The following is a 17,795-nucleotide window of genomic DNA, read 5'->3' as shown; positions in this document are numbered from 1 at the left end:
CAAGTCGTCACCCCGGCGCATGTCACGCTCGCGACATGCGCCGAATTTTCTGTCTCTTGCTGCTCTGCGCGTCCTCCGTGGAGGCGCAGAGCACTGCCGATGTGGCCAAGTCCATTCAGGGTGCCCGACGGGAGGTGATCGCCGTTCTCCCCCGTGTCATGAACGAGGCCGTCGCTGCTGCACTGAAGGTGACGGCCGCCCGAGGCACCCGCGTGTTCCTCATTACTGAGCGGGCCACCGTGAAGCGCGGCGGGTACCTGCTGAACGTCTCGCACGGGCCCAGCGGCATCAACACGTACCTCTACCCCGGGGCGATCACGACACCCTGGATCCTCGTGGACGGGGCGTGGCTGGCTTCGGGTGCCGCACTGGATGCCGACCTCACGGCACCGGTGGCGATCACCAGGGATGCCGGCACGCTCTCCCGGTTGAACCTCTGGGCGACGCAGGTCACAGCGACTGGTCCTACCCCGCGAGTGGATCTGCTGAAACTCCGGTACGACAACGCCGGACGCCAGTCACCCCCACGTCCTGCACGGTGAGGGGTATGGAACCAACCATCGACCGTCTGCTTCAACGGATCACGTACCGCTACGAACTCCTCCTCGGGGTCACGCTCATCGGCCTGCTGTTCTGGCCCATGTTCGCGGGCCTGCCAGGGTTCGTCGGCGCTTTCTCGGTCATGCTCGTGCTCCTGCATGCCCGCAATCTCAGCCAGTACAAACGGGGCACAGAGGACGAAACCATCATGGACCGACTACTCAGCGCACTCCCCTTCCGCTACGAACTCCTCCTCCTGATCGCCGCCGTGATCTGGGGCGTCTGGTGGTTCGCCGCCGGCATGACCGGCTGCATGCTCGGCCTCGGCATCGTGGCGCTCACCCTCACGGCCCGGTCCAGCTCACAGCTCAAACGGGGCACCGTCACGATCGGCGAGGCCTGATCATGCACGCGGATATCCCAGGCATCGCCCGCGTGACGCGGCGGGTCACGCTGCCCCCACAACCGGTGTTCGACGTCAGCACGGCGAGTGAATTCGATCATCTGCTGCGCATGTTGCCCGGCCGGGTGCAGGTGCTCGTCGAGTCCCGCATTCGGGAGGTCGAGGAGATTCGCATGCAGGCGTTCGGGCCCGTGGAGGTTCTGTACCAGCACGCGCACGTCATCTATCCGATTGAACTGACCCTGGATGACATGAAGGTGCTGGACTCCGTGGGGCAGTGGCGCGCGGACGGACGCCTGGGGCTGGAGGGCACCCTGCACCGCTTCGGTCGACTGGACACGATGGGGCACACGAGCCTCGTCACCGTCCGCGTGGCGAAGGCCTTCGTGGGTCTGGCTGAGCCGCTCCGGGAGTGGCTGTCGGTCGCGCAGGATGGCTTGGTGATCATGGGACTTCCCGGGAGTGGGAAGACGGCGCTGCTGCGAGATTGCATCCGGATTCTGGGCGAGCGGCTGGCCGGGCGACTGTTCGTGAACGACTCCTCGAACGAGATTCTGGGGGACGGCTTTCAGCCTCACCCGATCACGGACTGGGTGAGTCGCGTGCCGATCGGGGACCCGACCTTGCAGTTCGAGAAGCTCAATCAGACGGTGAAGAACTTCCAGCCGCGGTGGATGGTGGTGGACGAGGTCAGCAGCCCGGGGGACGCCCGCGCGATTGCATACGCCCGGTCTCGGGGTGCGCGCGCGGTCATGACCTGGCACGCTGGCAGTCTCCGGAGTGCGTACCAGGAGAAGGACGAGCGGACCCTCTGGCCGCTCATTCAACGCAACGAGGACGGCATCACTGGGCCGCCCGTCGCGTCCCTCGGCATCCTCGTGCGCGGCCGCGGGGAGTACGTCATCTTCGAGAATCTGGAGGAATGTTTTGACGAGGTAGCCCACGACCGGTTACCGCCCGGAGTGCAGGTGAGCGTGGCGCAGGGCAGTCGCTGGGGGCACCGCGAACAGGCCTTGACCGGGTGACAGGAAGAGCAGGAAGAGGGGGGGAAGCACTGGCTTCCCCCCCTCTCTTGTGCGGGGCCCATCACGGACGGGTGACGGGAATCACCTGCTCGCTGACCTGCACGCGGCCCTTCTGCGTCCTGATCCGCACACTGCCCACATCGTCTGTCCGGAGGAGCAACGTGACGGTCTGGTGGTACGTCCCGCAGGGGGTCATCAGTTCCACCGGCAGGAACACACCGCCCTTCCACGGCAGATCCAGCACGAGAACACTCAGGCCCGGCACGCGCTGGAAGTCCGGCGCCCGCAGCGTGAAGGCCCGGCCGGGAAGCTGTGCCCGACCGAACCACCAGTGTTGGGTCGCGTGAGCCGGGAGGCCGTACAGACGTATGTGTCCGGCCGGTGCAGCATGCGCCGCGAGCTGTGCCTGAGCGACCTGGAGGTCCTGACTGAACTCTGCATCTGCGGTGAGTTGGAGATCGTCGAGACGCCGCTCGAGGTCAGTGGCGGTAGTCCAGCCGGGGCGGGCGTGAATGAAGGCGAGGCAGGCCTCACGCTCGTTCCGGGCGTCCATGGCGCGGGTGGTAGTTCGCCAGAATGAAGCACTCCAGAGTGGGAACGTGACGAAGATCAGCACGAGGGCCGGGCGTGTCCAGCGGCGGCGAGGACCGGCCTGTCCGGTCACTCGCGCGGCTCACGGCGAACAGCAGCGGGAACCGGGGTAGGTGTCGGTGCTGGAGCAGCTGGGAGCAAACTGACGACGTGATGAAGGAGGTCAAGCTGCTGCTTCATGACGGCCTCCTGCTTCTGGAGAAAGTCTGTCAGGCTAGCCTCAATGCGTGTGATCGGATCGTAAGGATCGGTAGGGGACGAAGGAACTGGCCGAGCAAGCAAAGTCCAGAGCAGAGGATTGCTGCAGGCCCGAATGGCTTCAACCTGATGCACACTGAGGCCAACACTGCGGAGAAGGTTGGCAAGTTCAACGACTTGATCGAAGTCCGCACGCTTGATTTGCAGCTGATTGCGTTCGGCCGTGTAGATGGGAATGCCCAGGTGCGCGGCGCAGGTATTCATCACATTCAGGGCACTCCGGCGGCCGAGCCCAAGGCGGTCGGCCAGTTCATTGACGGTGGCGTAATCAGGTTGACGGTCCAGTTCAAGATTTGTCATATGACTACCGTAGATGTCCTGGGGGTGACGACTCGCAGTTCGCGCGCACTGCTGGTATCGGTTTGGCAGAAGCCCGAGTTGATCTGCTGCATCCCATTGAGCCACGGGGAGTCAGCCCGGAGGACAAGCAGGCCACTCATCGCTACAGTCTCAATTCCTGGGCGCGTCTAGGTCGCACTCAGTCCCGCATGCAGTACCAAGCATGCCTTCCTTGTTCGATGCGTATGCCCGCATCAGCCCACCGCTCACAGCTGAGATGAAGGGAGTCGTGCGGCACACGACGACCTCTGCATCATTCCGCTTCAGACGTCTCAGAGGGGAGCATTCGTACGATGTATCGCGGGAGTCATCGGCGTACCAGGAAGATGTCTACCGCCCAGCTCAACCTGCTACCGCGATCGAACCAGTCGGTGGGCATGAGGTGGCGATTTAGGTACCAGCTTTTCCAAGTGATCTCAGCATGTCTTGGCGGTCTTGGTTCGAACTCTTCCAGGAATTCTTATACCACTAGGCGGTTCTGGTTCCAGTTTTGCCAAGTTGATCTGATGTGACCTAATTTCAGCTTCAATTTGGAAACTTCGCGCAGCTTGGTCATGCTGGTTCCAGCTTTTCCAGATGGTTGTCCCCGATATGGCGGTCTTGGTTCCAGCTTTTCTAAGTGAGCCAAATAAAACTTGGCGATTCTGGTTCCAGCTTTTCTAACTGGCGGTGCTGCTCGCGAAAAAGCTGATGACCTGCCGTCCAAGCGCGTAATAACGCGGCGTTTTTCACATGTTTGATGAGGCGTCTTCATGTGTGATGTGGGTTTCGTTTGGTCGAAAAAGGGCGTTACATAAGCGTCCCATCTGGGATGTTTCGGACCCCCCGGTCGAAGTGCTGTTTTTTCCCTGGTGGTGAAGGGGAAACCGTTACATCGGCCTCGTTTCAAATTGGGGATTTTACTGTGATTGATTTTGTGGTGTGGTTCGTTTTTTACAGTATCACATCCAGCTTTTGTGAGCGTGGCGTGAGTCACCGCCTTTTCGCGCCACCGGCCCATGCCTCAGCGCCTGTCGAACCGTGCAGCCCAGGCCGGGTTGCGGGCGCTCAAACGGAGCCGGAGCACAGCGGTGGCCCGCTCACGCGGGCCCAGCCGGGCGCATGTCGAAAGTCCTCGCCAGCACTCAACTGCCCGACGGCACCACCCTCTCGTTCGACGCGGGCTTCGATCCGCCTCTCAACATCCACTTCCTGGACGTGTACCGGGAAGGGCAGGAGGACCCGGTGTTCGAGTCCCTCTTCCACCACCCGGGCGGCCGCTTCTCGTACTCCATCGCGGACCTCACGGCGGACGTGACCCGCCTCGCCGGTCGCGCCCTGCCGGAGCTGACGGCGGCCATCATCGCGCTCGGTCCGGTGCCGAATGAGGTCCGCGACCTCGGCCGCCTCTAACAGTCCTGGCCCGCGCACCGCGGGCCACGCGGCTTGCATGAACCGACGCCTGAACCTCCGCGCGATCACCCTCACCGTCATCGTCACCAGCTGGGCAGGTGGCTTCGCCTTCCTGTCTCTCACCGTGTCCTCGACCATCCAGGCGAGCACCCCCGCATGGTCCGGTACCCCATGAGTCCCCGCGAGCATGAGCAGCTCGCCCGCTCCCTCCTACAGGCGGCCCTGGAGCATCAACGCACGGCGCTCGCCTGCCCGGACGACTACCGGGCGGGCCTCGCCGCTCGCACCCTGACCCAGGACGCCTTGCATCACGCCCAGCTCGCCGAGCCCCGGGTGACTCCGGTGGGCGTGATCATCCGTACCTGAACAGGGCCCGGCATTCACCCTGCCCGGACCGCCTGCCGTCCAGTCCTGGCCCGCGCACCGCGGGCCACGCGGCCGTCATGCAAGGCACCCTGACCGGCGTCGTTCTCAATGCCACGACCACCGACACGCAGACCACCGTGAAGCTCGCCGGGATCACCGACAACGGGCACCGGGGCGTCACCTGGATTCACACGGTGACCTTCACCGGCCCCCGCAAACTGGCCACCCTGCCCGCTGAGGGGAGCGTCGCGCGCATCACCTGCATGGGTACCCAACAGGTCTTCCAGGGCCGCGACGGGCAGAAGGCCAGTGCCGTGAGCTTGCTCGGCGTGACCCTCACCCCCCACGCCGGGCCGATCACGCGCAAGGGGTCCACGCCCTTCCTCCTGCAGGCCGTGAACGAGTTCCGCTTCGCCGCGTTCCTCACCCGCGACCCCGTGCGTAAACCCATCGGCGTCACTGAAGCGCGCGTGGGCGTGCGCGACCGGAAGGGGCACACGCACTACTTCAACTGCGAAGCCTGGCGCGCCCTCGCCCCCACCCTGGGCGCCCGACACGCCGCCGCGGAACTCACCCTCACCTGCATCCTCCGCCGCGACCGCGTGGACACGGCAGCCGGCGCGCGTGCGTTCGACGTGATGGAAGTCATCGCCCTGAACGCCCAGGGGGTCGCCAATGCCGCAGACTGACCCCCGCGAACGGGAGATCCAGGCCCTCCTGCGCCTCATGACGACCGGGCGTCACCCCGACGGCCGACGCGCCACGTGGATGGACGAGCAGCACGCCAACACGCGCCTGAATCAGTTACGCCGAACTTGACCGGTGGGGGGAGGCCACGTGCCTCCCTCCCTTTCTTCATGCTCCGCCAGTCGTGGCCCGCGCACCGCGGGCCAGGCCGCGCGCATGAGCCCACCCAACCTCATCCTGCACGCCACGACCTGCCTCACCCTCCTCGGCCTCACCGCGAAAGCCGCCCTCCGGGCCCTGGAGGACTCGTGGCAGATCCTCGACGCGGAGACAGGCCGCGCCCTCGGCACCCTCCAGGGTGACCGGGTCACCGTGGACGCGGCTGCCCTCCTCCCGGAGGAACTGGACCGCTGCCTTGCCCCTCTGCTCGGCCCCCCACTCGCCACGCGCTTCCTCCAACAGTCTCCCGCCGCGAGCGGCGACTGGTTCCTCTGCGTGCAGGGTGGACACGAGATCTCCCTGCGCGCTCGGGATGACACGGTGCTCGCCAGCGGCCACCTGTTCGAACCCACGAGCGGCGTCCTGTTCGCCACCGTGAACACCTGGAATCCCTTCCTGCACACCCTGCTCCCTGCCCCTATCCCGGTCGGGCCGGGCAGCAACGAGAAGCAGGCACGCCTGCTCGATTGGCGGACCCTGAACGTCACGCCCAGCATTACTGACCCGGACACGCTCGCCTTCTACATCTCACGGACGGCACTCGACGCGACCGGGCACGATCACCCGTACCCGTACGGCTGCTGGTATGACCCGGGGCACGCGGCCACCCGCACCGTGCTCCTCCTCTCGCAGGCGCTCACCCTGGAGACAGGTGAGAGTTGGCCGCACGGCCGCGCTCCGTATGTCTGACCCAGTCCTGGCCCCACCCCTGCGTGGGGCCGGTCTGGCGTCATGCTCATCACCGTCGGCCGCCTCGGCGATTCCCACGACACTGGACACATCGAGTACGTCGGACGAGGCCGGGGCAGTGTCCTCGGCAACCCCCTGCCCGTCATCGGACGGAGCCGCTGGACGAGTGAGGCCGCCGCGTGGACGAGTCACCTGATCCACGCGACGCACCTCACGGGCACCGAACGCGAGCAGGCACAGCGGGCGCTGCACCGCCTCGGCTTCGAGCAGGGAGAGGCAGCCGCGCTGTACCTGCACGTCCTGCGGGAGCAGTGCCGGACGGATACCCCACAACGCCGTGCCGTGCTGCGACTCACCGCCCTCGCCACGCAGGGACCCGTGCACCTCCAGTGCTGGTGCACACCCAGACCCTGCCACGCTGAGCACATCCGCGCGGCCATCCTCGGCTACGCGCAGACGCTCCCCCGCCCCGCCTGAACAGACCTGGCCCCGGCACGGCCGGAGCCACGCGCCGGGCATGGACCCGTACACCCTGACCCTCGCCCCTGAAGACACGTTCGAGGTAACGGCTTTCGAAGCGGCCGAGTACTGCACCCCCAACGGGCACCGCCTCGGTCGCGCCGACGGCAACGGCTTCCTCGACCTCGCCCTGCTGACCCGCGAGGACCGGCAGGTCATCCGCGCCCCCGCCCGCCTGTTCACCGCCGATGTCCGCCGCGCCGCCCAGAAGGGCTGGGCCGTGTGGATCATCCACCTGCACGACCAGGCCCCACGCGGGTACGAGGTGCTCGGCGTGACCATCGTCACCCCAACCGATCAGGCCGCCGACGACCTCACCGACCAGCTGCAGGCGGCCGCCACGCCCCGCGACTGGGAGGACGTGATCGCTCCCATCCGCGGCGCGCTGCTCACCCCGCTCAGTGCGTACTTGACCGGCGAACCCTGAGCTGCACCAGGACTCCAGTGTTCGGCGGGGCATGGGCGGGGACGGCGGCGGGCGCACGGCGCGCCCACCGCAGCCCGGCAACGCCAGACCCGGAACGCGCCGCGGGGTGGCTGCACGCAGTCCGCAAGCGGCCTGCGCGCGAAGGCGGCAATCCACCACCGACAGTCGTAGACCCCCTGGATCGCCCCACTCCTCCATCACGCGGGAGGAGAAGGGACCGGGGTGGCGCACGCCGAACGCCCAGTGCGAGACCCCCGCTCACCGCTCCAGTCCTGGCCTGCGCCCGCAGGCCACGTCCCTCCCATGCTCAGCCGATTCGATCTCGTCGCCGATGGTCCCGATGGCCCGAACACCTGGCAGTGCGCGGTCTACGCTCCCAGTGTCACGACCGCCTTGCAGGCCGCCCGCGCTGCTGGGTATGCCGGGACGAGTGCCTGGGACCTCGGCCAATTCGAACGGGCGGAAGGCATGACGCCCTTCGTGCTCACCCCCTCTCAGGCGTGGGACGTCCGGGGTGAGCGGCACGCATCGTTCGGGCGTGCCCAGCTCCTCTCCCCCCTTCTGCACGTCCACCTCCCTCCCGGAGAGGTCGGCACGTCCAGTGAACTGCTCACACGCTGCACCTTCCCACCGGACGTCCAGGCCCTGCTCGAAGCGGACACGGGGAGCCCGGGCGAGGTGCACTGGATCTGGATGCACGGCGAGCTGCTGGGACGCCCTGCTGATCAGCCCGTCCGGGTTGTGGCACGACCCTCGTGACGCGCTGAGCGGCCCGGCGACCTGCCCGTGAAGTGCTGGCCCCCTGCGTCGGGGGCCACCTCGTCTGCATGACCGGGGACGAAACACTGAGTGCGCAGCTGGACCGCCTGCGCGAGAGTTATGACGACGCGATAGAGGCGCTGGCCGAGCAGTTCGGCCTGATGTGGACCGAGATGCACCCACGGGATGCCACGGCGCAGGGTGTCTGGCCACGCCTCAGCATCGACGCCACGCCAGAGGGCACCATCACCTTCCAGGGTTTCCACTTCGAGTTCCGGACGTGCGTTCCCCTGGACTGCCGAGGGGCGTTTCTCGCGGCGGCCATCGCCCACCTGGACGCGTACCCTCGCCACGCGTACGACTGGCAGGCGATCCCCGAAGCGGACGACTGAAGCTCTGGCCCCCGACCCCGGGGGCCACCTCGCCCGCATGAACGGAATTCAAGCAGCTGGAGGTCGCCGACTGTGCGGCAGTGGACGCACCGCCGGGGAACTGTACCTGGAGTGCGGCCTGATGAAGGGCGGCTCGCCCATCGAGGACCGCCTGATGGACCTGCCCCTTGAGGTCGACCCGGTTGAGATGGGCGTCAGTGCCATCGGTATCAGCACCTTCACGGACGAGCACGGTGTCACGCATGTCCTGGACTGGGTGGGCGCAGACTCCTACCCGGAGATGGCGGACTTCATCGAAGAGGCGCGCCGCAAAGGCGTCAGTCGAAAGGTCAGTCGCACCGCGCCCCTGGGGGATCTCACCGCCCAGAGTTGCCTGTACCTCCTGCACCCTAGGGCCGTCGTCAAGAACGCGAGCACGCTCACCACCCCCGACGGATTCGCCTGCCCATGCGGAAAGGGGCACACGGCGCAGGAGGGCTGCATCGGTCTGGGCTGGCACGTCGCGCCGAACGCCGGGCCCGGCCAGCGCCGACTGGCGGACGGCACCTACCCCGTCAAGGCACCCCTCTCCCCTGCCCCGGACTACGCGCTCGGCGTGTTCATGGTCGTGCCCATCACGGCCCTCACCGTCATCCAGCACCCCGACCCCAGCGTCCAGGCCGACCGGGAGAAGCGGGCGGGACAGAGCGGCCTCCCGGTCTTCGTCGCGCAGGAATAACAGACCGGGGTGGCGCACGCCGGACGCCCAGTGCGAGGTGCCCGCTCCCGCTCGCACTGAGTCCTCCGGCCTCTTCCAGCAGTGGTGGCCCCCGGACACCCGGGGGCCATGACATTCGTATGCCGACCGATGCCCCCCCACCCCTGCTCAACGTGACCGTGCCCACGCCCTTCAGCACCGCCGTGCCCGTCGACGACCTCACCGAGGACACGCACGGCGCCAGCAACCACCTCAAGGGCGCGCTGCGCTGCACCGGGCAGCTCCAACCCATCGTGCTGGAATCCCTGCCCAGCGGCGAGTACCGCATCCGGGATGGGAATCGCCGCGTCGCGGCCGCCCGGTCGCTCGGCTGGACGCACGTGCAGGCGGACGTGTACGCCGGACTGACCGAGGCGCAGTGGGCCCTGGTGGTCGCCGGGGTGCACAACCGCAGTGCCAACCCCGTGGAGGAAGCCCGTCTGTACGGCACGCTCACGCAGACGCTCACCGAGTCGGGCATCGCCGCGAACACCGGCGTTCCCGTGCAAGTCATCCGCGCCCGCCTGTCCCTGCTCAGTCTGCCGGGCGACGTCCTGGACCTGATCGGGACGCGCACCCTGAGCCTGAGTGTCGCCGAGCGCGCCGCGAAACTCCGGGGCGTGCACGCCGAGCGGGCCGTGCGGGAGATCCGGGAGGCGGCCCAGGCGGGCAAGCCGTTCACGGCCGCGCAGCTGAAGGTGGTCACCGTGGCCCGTGCCAGCAGCCTCGGGGCGCGCCTCATGGCCGCGGCGCCGCCCCCACCCACGCTGCTGCCCCCAGAGACGATCCTCGCCGAGGAAGTCCGGGCGCTCTGCGAACGGCGGGGCGTGAGCGTGCAGGCCCTGACGCAGGTGCTCACCGGGTCGGTGCCGCCCGTGACCCCCGTGCAGGCGGCGCACGTCCACCGCGCCGTGGTGCACTGATGGCCCCCACACCACGCACGAAACGGAAGACCCGGACACGGCAGGGCACCCTGCACGAGTCCCTCTACCCGGCCGTGCGCCGCATGTACCCCACCGCGACGCGAGTCGTGCGGCACGAGCGGCTGACCACTCACGGCCGCCACCGCCGTCCGGTGCTCGACGTCACGCTCGCCGCGTTCGACGCGCAGGGCCGGACACTCATGGCCCTCCGGCCGGAGGAGATGCCCGAACTCCACGACGCGGTGACGGCCCGGCATGGTCCGGGGTACGTCTCCCTCGACCTCTGAGGTCGTCACCCCCACGCCCCGCAGGGTGTGGATTGTGCAATCCAATCCCACCCCGCAGGCCTACGCGGAACTTCAGACCGCGTTCGATCACTTCAATGCCGCCCTGTTCGCGGGGACGCTCCCTGCGGCACTGATCACCCTGCAACGCAAGCACAAGACGTCGGGGTACTTCAGTCCACGGCGGTTCGTGTCCGCCAGTGGCGCGGAAGTGCACGAGATCGCCTTGAACCCGGCGTACTTCGCGGTGCAGCCACTGGAAGCGACCCTCGGTACCCTCGTGCACGAGATGGTTCACCTCTGGCAGTTCGAACACGGGAAGCCAGGCCGCCGGGGATATCACAACCGGCAGTGGGCCACCCGCATGATCGAACTGGGCCTGCATCCCTCCACGACGGGCGCGCCGGGCGGGCGCACCACCGGGGAGTCCATGTCGGATTACATCGTGGAAGGCCCGTTTCTCACGGCGTGCCGGGCGCTCCTGGCGACCAGTTTCGTGGTCACGTGGTACGACCGGCTGCTGCCAGCAGCTGCACTGCACGTGGAGGCCCCCACGGTTGACTTGGAACCAGAGTCCACCGCCGTGCCGGGCGTGGAGTGGTTCACCCTGACGGCACCCCCCTCACCCGTCCGCGCGTCCATTGAACCGATCCCGGTGCAGCCCAGGCGACCCACTCGGGTGAAGTACCAGTGCCAGACGTGCCAGGTCCAGGTGTGGGGGAAACCAGGCCTGAACGTGGCGTGCCTGACCTGCAACCAACCGCTCAGTGCCGCGCAGGACTGAGCGCTGGCCCACCGCGGGTGGGCCACGAGACGAGCATGACCATCAACACCAGCAGCGTGTTCTCCTTCAAGACGGCGAAGTTCCCTGGGCTCGGGAAGGGCGGCCGGGTGCAGATCCCACAGCATCTGCACAGCCAGCTCGACACGTCCAACCGGATGCGCATCATCCCGTGGGCTGCGGCTGAAGCAGTCGCCCAGGTCCTGCTGGGCCGCGTGGAGGCTGAACGCATCCCCAACCGCCTCACCGTCCAGACCATCGACAAGGACGGGCAGCCCGTCCTCATGGCCTCCCACCCCGCCCAGGCGACGTGGGTGAATGCCGGGCAGACCGTGCGCCCGTACATCCTCCTGATCGCCGAAGCCCAGCTCGCGGCCAAGCACACCGAACTCGCCGAACGGTGGGGTGCCCTCCTGCACACCATCGACCAGCACGCGGTCACCCTCCCCGCCACTGAGGATCAACTGGCCACGCTCAGCCACACCGCTGAATTCAAGGATGATCTCCAGCGCGTCCTGGACACCCTGTACTACACCGGGAAGCTCTACGCGGATACCTGCTCCTGGATCACCGGGCCCCTCTCCGCCCCCAGCGCGTGGACGCACTCCCCGGTCCTCCTCGGGCAGTCCCCCCGCCAGCCCGGCGAGCCCGGTGCGGATCTCAGCGAGGAAGGCCGCCTCACCCGGCGGGCCGCGTACGGCATCCGCGCCCTGCTCGTCGGCCCCACCGGCTGCGGGAAGACCGAACTCGGCAAGCGCGTCGCCCTGTCCACCGGTTCGACCATCGTGTCCCTCAAGGGCCGCCCCGGTCTGGAGGACCGCGACATGATCGGATTCATCTCCCCCACCCTGCAGGGCGCCCGCTGGGTGGACGGCCCGCTCGCCCGGGCCATGCGCCTCGCGCAGCAGGGCACGCGCACCACCCTCCTGATCGACGAGCTGCTCCGCCTGGACGCGTACCACCGCAACGCCCTGATCGGCCTGCTCGACGACGTCAGCGCCACGGAACTCAAAGCCACGCTGGGCGTCGACGTGCCCGACGGGCGGTACTACACCCTGGATCTCCCCGGCGCCGGTGAAGTCCTGTACGCCCCGACGCGCCTGCTCAGCGTCCTGTGCACCACGAACGCCGGCAGCTCGTACACGCAGAGCGGCGAGCTCGACCCCGCCCTCCTGCGGCGCTTCCAGCGTGTCATGTTCGTTTCCTACCCTGCCGAGGCGGTGATCATGCCGGTCTACGCGAAGGCGGCCACACCTGGGACGGCGCGTGTCGCGTACGCCCTGGAAGTGGCCACACGCAGCATGACGGTCGACCAGGGGCAGCTGCTCGCCCGGCCCATGAACACCGGTGTCACTCTGAACTTCCTCGCGGAAGTGCAGGACCTCGTCCAGGCGGGCCTCTCCGAGACCAACGCCTTGCGCGAGGCGCTGCTCGTCACCGTCACGCCGTTCTGCTGCGAGTTGACCGACGAGGGCCTGCCCGACCCGGCGGCCGTGAACGCCCTGAAGGCCCGCCTAGAGGAACAGTTCCGCAAGGGCCTGCTTCACAAGGCCGCGTGAGGCGGTGGCCCCCTCCGGGGGGCTTTCTTCATGTGGGGAGTTCTGGCCCCCAGACGCTGGGGGCCACGGTATACGCATGACCCAGCAGAAATGGTGGCAGACCCCCCGCATTCAGAAGTGGGCGTGGGACGCCTGGCGGTACTACTCCTGGCGGCCCACCTACCGCCTCACCCTCACCCCCAGCGAACCGTCCGCCTACGTCGACATGGTCAATCACGTCGTCGTGTGCAACCCCGAGTACCCGTACCCGCCCCTGCACCTCGCCCGCCACGTGCGTGGCCTGCCGGCGGACCTGCACGAGTTCCAGCAGACCTACCTCGAATCCCTCATCGCGCACGAGGCCGGGCACACGCACCACTCCGGCCTGCTCCCCGCGGGCCTGCACGGCCAGCTCGTGAACATGCTCGAGGACGAACGCATGGAGCGCCTCACCGCCGTGGACTTCCCGCACCTCACGGCGCTGTTCCAGCTGGCAGCGGACGTGGACGCCGCGCACGCCATCGAGCAGGGTGGCCTGGGCGGGGACGTCCTGCGTGGTTGCCTCCTGCACCGCTTCACCTGCCACCACCCCATCTGGTCCTTCACGCCCGATCAGGCGGACGCAGGCCTGTGGCCCGAGGTGAAGGCGATCGTGGAGGAGGCCTGGGTCGCCCCCACGTACGACGCGGTCGTCGACGCCGCCCGGCGCATCCTGCAGATCCTGAATCTCCCCGAGCAGGCGCCCGAACGCGAGGAGTTCCGTTTCTTCCTCGATGGAGGTGGGCAGGCCCTGCTGCCGCAGACACCCGGTCCATCCCTCCAGGGGAGTGCCGCTGGAGACGGGCCCGGCCAGTTGCACGGTGCGGAGCCCCGCCCGATCAAACCGGAGGTGGATCCGCAGGTGACGCCCCGCGCCGAGCACCTCCAGGCCCAGGTGCAGGGTGAGGCCCGCCGCCTCGCCGCAGCCCTGTGCCCCCCGGCCCTGCCGGACCGGACGCAACCCAGCCGCGACCGAGGCCGCTACCGGTACGACCGGCACGAAACGGGCAGCGAGCGCCCCTTCGACCTGAAGGTCGGCGTGAAGCGTCCCGGTCCGGCGCACCTGCGGCTCGCGATCGACGTGAGCAGCAGCATGAATTACCAGGATCGACTCGCGCACGCCCGGCGCATGGCGTTCATCCTGACGCTGGCCGCGCAGCAGAGCGGCACGCCCATCCTGGCCACTGCGTTCGCCGATGATGCGCAGCCGCTCATTCAGACGGGCACGCTGCCCACCGCCGCCCTGAATGCCGTGGCGGACCTGCAGGCGTACGGCAACACCCGCCTCGCCCCCACACTCCAGGGCCTGTGGTCCCCCGTCCTGCCCGGCCGGAGTATCACCGTGATCCTCAGCGACGGCGCCCTCATGGAGCGTGATTACACCCAGTGCGCCCAGCTGCGCGCGCGGCATGATGGCCTCGTCGTGCCGATCCTGCTCGACGTGCAGCCGGACGTGGCCGCCGCGTACGAGCGCGCGTTCGGCCCCTGCGTGCTGATGAGCGATCCGGCTCAGCTCACCACACACGTCCTGACATTCCTGCGCACCCTGCTCCGCTGAACCCGGCAGGAGTGGCCCAGCCAGAGGGCTGGGCCACGGGAGGCGTATGAGTCTCACCACAGCCATCGATGCCTGCGACCTGCGCGCCCTGATTGCCACGCACTGCGGCGCACCGGCCGCCCGGGGCCTCGGCACCAAGGGCGGCACCATCCATGATCCCCGCCCCGGCATGCAGGAAGCCGACCCCAGCTTCAGCGTCTGGCGCAACCGCGCCGGAACGTGGATGTGGAAGAAGCGCGGGCGCAACGCCGGGAGCGGTACCGCCTACACCTTCCTGATCAGCCTCGGCTTCAGCGGCCCGGACGCCCGGGCGGAACTCCTCCGCTTCACGGGCACGCCCGATCAGGGCTTCACGCCCAGCACCGCGACCGAGAAACCCCCCGTGGACGTCCTCGCACTCGCGCAGGAGGCACTGGCGGACCTGCGCGCGGTCACACACCGGGATGCGGAGGCCCTCCGCCGGCGGCTCACCCCCCTGCACGAGGACCATCCGGCCGCGAAAGACCTCGCCCGGCGCGGCCTGTGGCCCCCCAGCGAACTCGACGTTGCCGCCCTCGGGAACGACCTGGTCTTCGCCGTGCGGGGCCCCACCGGGCGCGTCGTGAACTTCAAGCGTCGTGTGCACGGCGCGGCGCGCAGCAAGTACTCCGTCATGGTTCCCGGCCACGGCACGCCCGCCTGGTGCAACCCACGGTACGGACAGGCCAGCCGCCTCCTGGTCATCGAGGGTGAACTCAACGCAGCCGCGGCCTGGCGAGTCATCCGGGAGTTGGGGTTGGACTTCGACGTGCAGGGCCTGCCCGGCACCGACACCACGCCCTTCCTCGACGGCCTGGACCGCGAGGTATGGGTGTACGCCGACGCGGACGAGAGTGGCGAGCGTATGCGGGCCCGCATCCAGGACCTCGCATTCCGTGTGGGCGCGCCTCGCGTGCGGCAGATCCCCGCCCTCGCGGAGGGGGACTTCTGCGACGTGCTCGGCCGCGCCGGGGTGCTGGCCCTGGCTGACGTGCTGCACGCTGAGCAGCACCAGGACGTGGAACCGGACTCCCTCGCCCTCTGGCCGGCGCAGCTGGAAGTGCAGCACGCCGCACGCCTCACCCCCCTGCTCGGCGTCACGCAGGATTACGCAGGCTGGCCCCTGATGGCCCGCTCCTGAAGCGAGTCTCAACTCCGCTCCCACGCCCCCCACTTGACACGGTGGGGGGCGTGTTGCTCTTCATTGAGCATGATCAAGGTGATGACCAGCAAGGATGGACCCGTGTGTGCCGCGTACCGCTGGCCGATCGGCGAGGCGATCGTCGACGCCTTGCGCGCCATGTACCCCGCGCAGCGCGTCTGGATGGTCCCCAGCACCGCCGCCGAGGTGGAGAAACTCGGGCTGGAAGTCCTGACCACCGTGCAGGACACGGAACGGGCTGACGCGTACCGGGTGGCCATCCAGGGTGAGCGCGTGGAGCGCGCCCTGCACCGCCACACCCTGCGCGGCCTGGTCCGCCGGGGCGCGGTCTTCCACAACGGCACCGCGACCGGGGAAGCGACCAGCATGGAGGAAGCCGAGCGACTCGCCCGGGAGACGTACGACGAGGCCGTCCCGAAACTGAACCTGAACCTGCGCGATCTGCTCGGCCTGCCGCCTCTCTAGGCGTGGCCTCCTGGCGGAGGCCAGGTCAGGGTCATGCACCCCACCCGACTCCGCCGCGAGAGCGCCCCGCACCGTGCCCCCCGCAGTCTCCCCCACCGGCCCAGCCCGCACCAGCCGCGCCTCCCCCACCGATGATCCCACCACAGGCCGCACGCGAACCGCGTGCGGCCACGTCCTGCATGGAACGACCTTCCACCAGGAGACCCCCATGATCGAGATCCCGAAGACCTTCGAAGAGCAGGCCGCCCAGCGCATGACCCTCTACGCGGACGCCCTCCACACCCATGGCGTGTTCCCCGGCGCGCCCCTCGCGTTCGTGGGTGTCCTCACCACCGGCCTACCCGGCGAGGTCATCGAACTGGCCCTGATCACCCCGGGTGCCGAGCACGTCTGGCGCGCCCAGCCACTCGGGCCCATCGAGGGAGGTGCGTACCGGCGGCATGGCCTCACGACCCTGGACCTCGCGAGCGAGCCACCCTTCACCCAGGTGTACCCGCAAATGCTGGAGGCCCTGCGGTCAGCCGGTCCAGTCACCCTGATCGCGTGGACCGGGCGCTTCATCACGGCGGCCGTGGCCGCCAGCCTTCCACTGGGTACACCGCCCCTGACGCCACTGGACCTCCAGGCGATCGTGGACGAGCAGGACCGGACACTGAATCCGTACGCGCGGTACCTGCCGAGCCTGCCCGGCATGGGGTACACGGTCGAGACGCCGCAGATTGACCCGGCCAGTGCGCTCAGTCACGCGCGCGCGCTCCAGGCCGTCACGGCAGCGCTGCTGGAGCGCCGCTCCACACGAACCATCCCACCCCGCTGGTGATCCAGCACGTGTAACTCAAGGAAGTGGCCGCAGGTGCGGCCAAATTTCCCTTCGAGAACGTCAGTGATGGCCTGTCCGCGATGCGGCCCGGCCCCGCCAGCGCGCATGTTGTATTTCGCGAGCACGAGCAGTGACTTGGACGACCTGGACGCCCACCCGGACATTGGGGTGATGACCGGACCGCGCGTGGGTGGACTGGGCAGCATACTGACGTCCCAGCGCCCCTGGGCGTCGGACTGCGACGCCCTGAGCAAGCACGGCTTCCACTATGACGAGTTCGTCGAGCACCTGCGGCGCGTGCACGACCCGGAGTTGATCGCCCGCTGCCAGTTCGTGGTGGTCCCCGATGTCCCCGGTTGCGGACGCAGCACCCTCGCGGCATTCCACGCGGCCGCGCCGGAACTCGCCGAGCTGGGGTTCCCCCTCGCGTACTGCCTGCAAGACGGTGCAGAGGAACTGGAGTTGCCGCCCTGCGACGTGGCCTTCCTGGGCGGCAGTGACCCCTGGCGGGAGGCGGTGGGGGCAGCGCTCCTGGAACGGGCGAACGCCGAGGGCCTGCGAACCCACGTGGGCCGCGTGAACAGCGCGCGGCGCGTCCGGCACCTGAGTTTCTGCCATTGCGACAGCGTGGACGGCACGTACGTGGGCTTCCGAGGCGTGGAGCGGGGCGCGCGGGAGATCGGGTCGTGGCTGCGGGGCGCGGCGGATGAGAAGCTGCTGGGCGCGGCGGACCTGCGGGCCATGACGCTGGACCCGGCGCGCGTGGCGCACTGGCGGGAGCGGCGTCGCCCCGCCCCGCGGTGGGGCGAGATGAAGCCCGGCACTGAGCGGCTGTTCTGAGGCATGCACGGGGCACCTTGTAAA

The 17,795-nt window shown here is 68.4% G+C and carries 24 protein-coding genes; 22 read left to right on the top strand and 2 right to left on the bottom strand.

Features of this window, described 5'->3' with window-relative positions:
• The first annotated feature begins 35 nt into the window (after positions 1-35).
• Genes BXU09_RS18100 through BXU09_RS18090 form a run of 3 tightly spaced genes read left to right on the top strand, consistent with a single transcriptional unit; the run spans position 36 to position 1,968 of the window.
• Positions 36-542, top strand: a complete 507-nt coding sequence (locus tag BXU09_RS18100) for a hypothetical protein (protein ID WP_078305724.1) — start codon at positions 36-38, stop codon at positions 540-542.
• Positions 543-547: 5 nt separating this feature from the next.
• Entirely contained in the window at positions 548-943 is a 396-nt protein-coding gene (locus BXU09_RS18095; protein WP_078305723.1) for a hypothetical protein, read from the top strand.
• Positions 944-945: 2 nt separating this feature from the next.
• Positions 946-1,968: an AAA family ATPase gene (locus BXU09_RS18090; protein ID WP_078305722.1), complete on the top strand. Its 1,023-nt coding sequence runs from the start codon at positions 946-948 to the stop codon at positions 1,966-1,968.
• Positions 1,969-2,029: 61 nt separating this feature from the next.
• Here BXU09_RS18090 and BXU09_RS18085 read toward each other — a convergent pair whose 3' ends face one another.
• Both BXU09_RS18085 and BXU09_RS20560 read right to left on the bottom strand, forming a co-directional pair.
• The gene (locus tag BXU09_RS18085; protein ID WP_168174673.1) at positions 2,030-2,632 is read right to left on the bottom strand and encodes a hypothetical protein; all 603 of its coding nucleotides are present in this window, start codon (positions 2,630-2,632) and stop codon (positions 2,030-2,032) included.
• Positions 2,629-3,117, bottom strand: a complete 489-nt coding sequence (locus tag BXU09_RS20560; protein WP_144012364.1) for a hypothetical protein — start codon at positions 3,115-3,117, stop codon at positions 2,629-2,631. Before BXU09_RS20560 ends, BXU09_RS18085 begins: the two co-directional genes overlap by 4 nt.
• A gap of 1,140 nt (positions 3,118-4,257) precedes the next feature.
• Here BXU09_RS20560 and BXU09_RS18075 point away from each other — a divergent pair.
• The 19 genes from BXU09_RS18075 to BXU09_RS17990 all read left to right on the top strand — a co-directional run bounded on the left by BXU09_RS18075 (position 4,258) and on the right by BXU09_RS17990 (position 17,771).
• Complete coding sequence (locus BXU09_RS18075) at positions 4,258-4,548, top strand: hypothetical protein (RefSeq protein ID WP_078305719.1); 291 nt, start codon at positions 4,258-4,260, stop codon at positions 4,546-4,548.
• Between the two features lie 37 nt (positions 4,549-4,585).
• Complete coding sequence (locus tag BXU09_RS21080) at positions 4,586-4,723, top strand: hypothetical protein (RefSeq protein ID WP_160329956.1); 138 nt, start codon at positions 4,586-4,588, stop codon at positions 4,721-4,723.
• Entirely contained in the window at positions 4,720-4,914 is a 195-nt protein-coding gene (locus BXU09_RS18070) for a hypothetical protein (RefSeq protein ID WP_144012363.1), read from the top strand. Before BXU09_RS21080 ends, BXU09_RS18070 begins: the two co-directional genes overlap by 4 nt.
• A 77-nt stretch (positions 4,915-4,991) precedes the next feature.
• Positions 4,992-5,603: a hypothetical protein gene (locus BXU09_RS18065; protein ID WP_078305717.1), complete on the top strand. Its 612-nt coding sequence runs from the start codon at positions 4,992-4,994 to the stop codon at positions 5,601-5,603.
• A gap of 214 nt (positions 5,604-5,817) precedes the next feature.
• Positions 5,818-6,510 (top strand): hypothetical protein, encoded by a 693-nt coding sequence (locus tag BXU09_RS18060; RefSeq protein ID WP_078305716.1) that lies wholly within the window; start codon positions 5,818-5,820, stop codon positions 6,508-6,510.
• A gap of 42 nt (positions 6,511-6,552) precedes the next feature.
• Entirely contained in the window at positions 6,553-6,987 is a 435-nt protein-coding gene (locus BXU09_RS18055) for a DUF4326 domain-containing protein (RefSeq protein WP_078305715.1), read from the top strand.
• 40 nt (positions 6,988-7,027) lie between these two features.
• The gene (locus BXU09_RS18050; protein WP_058979406.1) at positions 7,028-7,456 is read left to right on the top strand and encodes a hypothetical protein; all 429 of its coding nucleotides are present in this window, start codon (positions 7,028-7,030) and stop codon (positions 7,454-7,456) included.
• A 303-nt stretch (positions 7,457-7,759) separates the two neighbouring features.
• Positions 7,760-8,215: a hypothetical protein gene (locus tag BXU09_RS18045; RefSeq protein ID WP_078305714.1), complete on the top strand. Its 456-nt coding sequence runs from the start codon at positions 7,760-7,762 to the stop codon at positions 8,213-8,215.
• 68 nt (positions 8,216-8,283) lie between these two features.
• Positions 8,284-8,607, top strand: coding sequence for a hypothetical protein (locus BXU09_RS18040; protein WP_144012362.1), 324 nt, complete (start codon positions 8,284-8,286; stop codon positions 8,605-8,607).
• A 37-nt stretch (positions 8,608-8,644) separates the two neighbouring features.
• Positions 8,645-9,325, top strand: a complete 681-nt coding sequence (locus BXU09_RS18035; RefSeq protein WP_078305712.1) for a hypothetical protein — start codon at positions 8,645-8,647, stop codon at positions 9,323-9,325.
• 119 nt (positions 9,326-9,444) lie between these two features.
• Positions 9,445-10,266, top strand: a complete 822-nt coding sequence (locus BXU09_RS18030) for a ParB N-terminal domain-containing protein (RefSeq protein ID WP_078305711.1) — start codon at positions 9,445-9,447, stop codon at positions 10,264-10,266.
• A complete protein-coding gene (locus BXU09_RS18025; RefSeq protein ID WP_078305710.1) occupies positions 10,266-10,553 on the top strand; it encodes a hypothetical protein in 288 nt (95 codons plus the stop codon). Before BXU09_RS18030 ends, BXU09_RS18025 begins: the two co-directional genes overlap by 1 nt.
• A gap of 34 nt (positions 10,554-10,587) precedes the next feature.
• Positions 10,588-11,334 carry a SprT-like domain-containing protein gene (locus tag BXU09_RS18020; protein ID WP_205684184.1) on the top strand — a complete coding sequence of 249 codons (747 nt, stop codon included), beginning with the start codon at positions 10,588-10,590 and terminating at the stop codon, positions 11,332-11,334.
• Positions 11,335-11,369: 35 nt separating this feature from the next.
• On the top strand, positions 11,370-12,890 hold the full coding sequence (locus BXU09_RS18015; protein WP_078305708.1) for an AAA family ATPase: 1,521 nt from the start codon (positions 11,370-11,372) through the stop codon (positions 12,888-12,890).
• Positions 12,891-12,966: 76 nt separating this feature from the next.
• Positions 12,967-14,466, top strand: coding sequence for a VWA domain-containing protein (locus tag BXU09_RS18010; RefSeq protein ID WP_240501493.1), 1,500 nt, complete (start codon positions 12,967-12,969; stop codon positions 14,464-14,466).
• 46 nt (positions 14,467-14,512) lie between these two features.
• Positions 14,513-15,625: a hypothetical protein gene (locus BXU09_RS18005; protein WP_058979767.1), complete on the top strand. Its 1,113-nt coding sequence runs from the start codon at positions 14,513-14,515 to the stop codon at positions 15,623-15,625.
• 81 nt (positions 15,626-15,706) lie between these two features.
• Positions 15,707-16,111: a hypothetical protein gene (locus BXU09_RS18000; RefSeq protein ID WP_144012361.1), complete on the top strand. Its 405-nt coding sequence runs from the start codon at positions 15,707-15,709 to the stop codon at positions 16,109-16,111.
• Between the two features lie 208 nt (positions 16,112-16,319).
• Complete coding sequence (locus tag BXU09_RS17995) at positions 16,320-16,931, top strand: hypothetical protein (RefSeq protein WP_078305706.1); 612 nt, start codon at positions 16,320-16,322, stop codon at positions 16,929-16,931.
• A gap of 105 nt (positions 16,932-17,036) precedes the next feature.
• Positions 17,037-17,771: a hypothetical protein gene (locus BXU09_RS17990; protein WP_078305705.1), complete on the top strand. Its 735-nt coding sequence runs from the start codon at positions 17,037-17,039 to the stop codon at positions 17,769-17,771.
• Positions 17,772-17,795: the final 24 nt, after the last annotated feature.

It is taken from the genome of Deinococcus sp. LM3, assembly GCF_002017875.1.
Lineage (GTDB): Bacteria > Deinococcota > Deinococci > Deinococcales > Deinococcaceae > Deinococcus.
Note: the sequence above shows the minus strand (reverse complement) of the source record. Positions and strands in the feature narration are given on the sequence as shown.

Excerpts from the sequence above, each read along its gene's own strand:
- BXU09_RS18015 (WP_078305708.1), top strand. The coding sequence starts at position 11,370 with ATGACCATCAACACCAGCAGCGTGTTCTCCTTCAAGACGGCGAAGTTC.
- BXU09_RS17995 (WP_078305706.1), top strand. The coding sequence starts at position 16,320 with ATGATCGAGATCCCGAAGACCTTCGAAGAGCAGGCCGCCCAGCGCATG.
- BXU09_RS18075 (WP_078305719.1), top strand. The coding sequence starts at position 4,258 with ATGTCGAAAGTCCTCGCCAGCACTCAACTGCCCGACGGCACCACCCTC.
- BXU09_RS18005 (WP_058979767.1), top strand. The coding sequence starts at position 14,513 with ATGAGTCTCACCACAGCCATCGATGCCTGCGACCTGCGCGCCCTGATT.
- BXU09_RS20560 (WP_144012364.1), bottom strand. The coding sequence starts at position 3,117 with ATGACAAATCTTGAACTGGACCGTCAACCTGATTACGCCACCGTCAAT.
- BXU09_RS18010 (WP_240501493.1), top strand. The coding sequence starts at position 12,967 with ATGACCCAGCAGAAATGGTGGCAGACCCCCCGCATTCAGAAGTGGGCG.
- BXU09_RS18090 (WP_078305722.1), top strand. The coding sequence starts at position 946 with ATGCACGCGGATATCCCAGGCATCGCCCGCGTGACGCGGCGGGTCACG.
- BXU09_RS18000 (WP_144012361.1), top strand. The coding sequence starts at position 15,707 with ATGACCAGCAAGGATGGACCCGTGTGTGCCGCGTACCGCTGGCCGATC.
- BXU09_RS18040 (WP_144012362.1), top strand. The coding sequence starts at position 8,284 with ATGACCGGGGACGAAACACTGAGTGCGCAGCTGGACCGCCTGCGCGAG.
- BXU09_RS21080 (WP_160329956.1), top strand. The coding sequence starts at position 4,586 with ATGAACCGACGCCTGAACCTCCGCGCGATCACCCTCACCGTCATCGTC.
- BXU09_RS18050 (WP_058979406.1), top strand. The coding sequence starts at position 7,028 with ATGGACCCGTACACCCTGACCCTCGCCCCTGAAGACACGTTCGAGGTA.
- BXU09_RS18100 (WP_078305724.1), top strand. The coding sequence starts at position 36 with ATGCGCCGAATTTTCTGTCTCTTGCTGCTCTGCGCGTCCTCCGTGGAG.
- BXU09_RS18025 (WP_078305710.1), top strand. The coding sequence starts at position 10,266 with ATGGCCCCCACACCACGCACGAAACGGAAGACCCGGACACGGCAGGGC.
- BXU09_RS18030 (WP_078305711.1), top strand. The coding sequence starts at position 9,445 with ATGCCGACCGATGCCCCCCCACCCCTGCTCAACGTGACCGTGCCCACG.
- BXU09_RS18045 (WP_078305714.1), top strand. The coding sequence starts at position 7,760 with ATGCTCAGCCGATTCGATCTCGTCGCCGATGGTCCCGATGGCCCGAAC.
- BXU09_RS18035 (WP_078305712.1), top strand. The coding sequence starts at position 8,645 with ATGAACGGAATTCAAGCAGCTGGAGGTCGCCGACTGTGCGGCAGTGGA.
- BXU09_RS18070 (WP_144012363.1), top strand. The coding sequence starts at position 4,720 with ATGAGTCCCCGCGAGCATGAGCAGCTCGCCCGCTCCCTCCTACAGGCG.
- BXU09_RS18065 (WP_078305717.1), top strand. The coding sequence starts at position 4,992 with ATGCAAGGCACCCTGACCGGCGTCGTTCTCAATGCCACGACCACCGAC.
- BXU09_RS17990 (WP_078305705.1), top strand. The coding sequence starts at position 17,037 with ATGTTGTATTTCGCGAGCACGAGCAGTGACTTGGACGACCTGGACGCC.
- BXU09_RS18095 (WP_078305723.1), top strand. The coding sequence starts at position 548 with ATGGAACCAACCATCGACCGTCTGCTTCAACGGATCACGTACCGCTAC.
- BXU09_RS18060 (WP_078305716.1), top strand. The coding sequence starts at position 5,818 with ATGAGCCCACCCAACCTCATCCTGCACGCCACGACCTGCCTCACCCTC.
- BXU09_RS18055 (WP_078305715.1), top strand. The coding sequence starts at position 6,553 with ATGCTCATCACCGTCGGCCGCCTCGGCGATTCCCACGACACTGGACAC.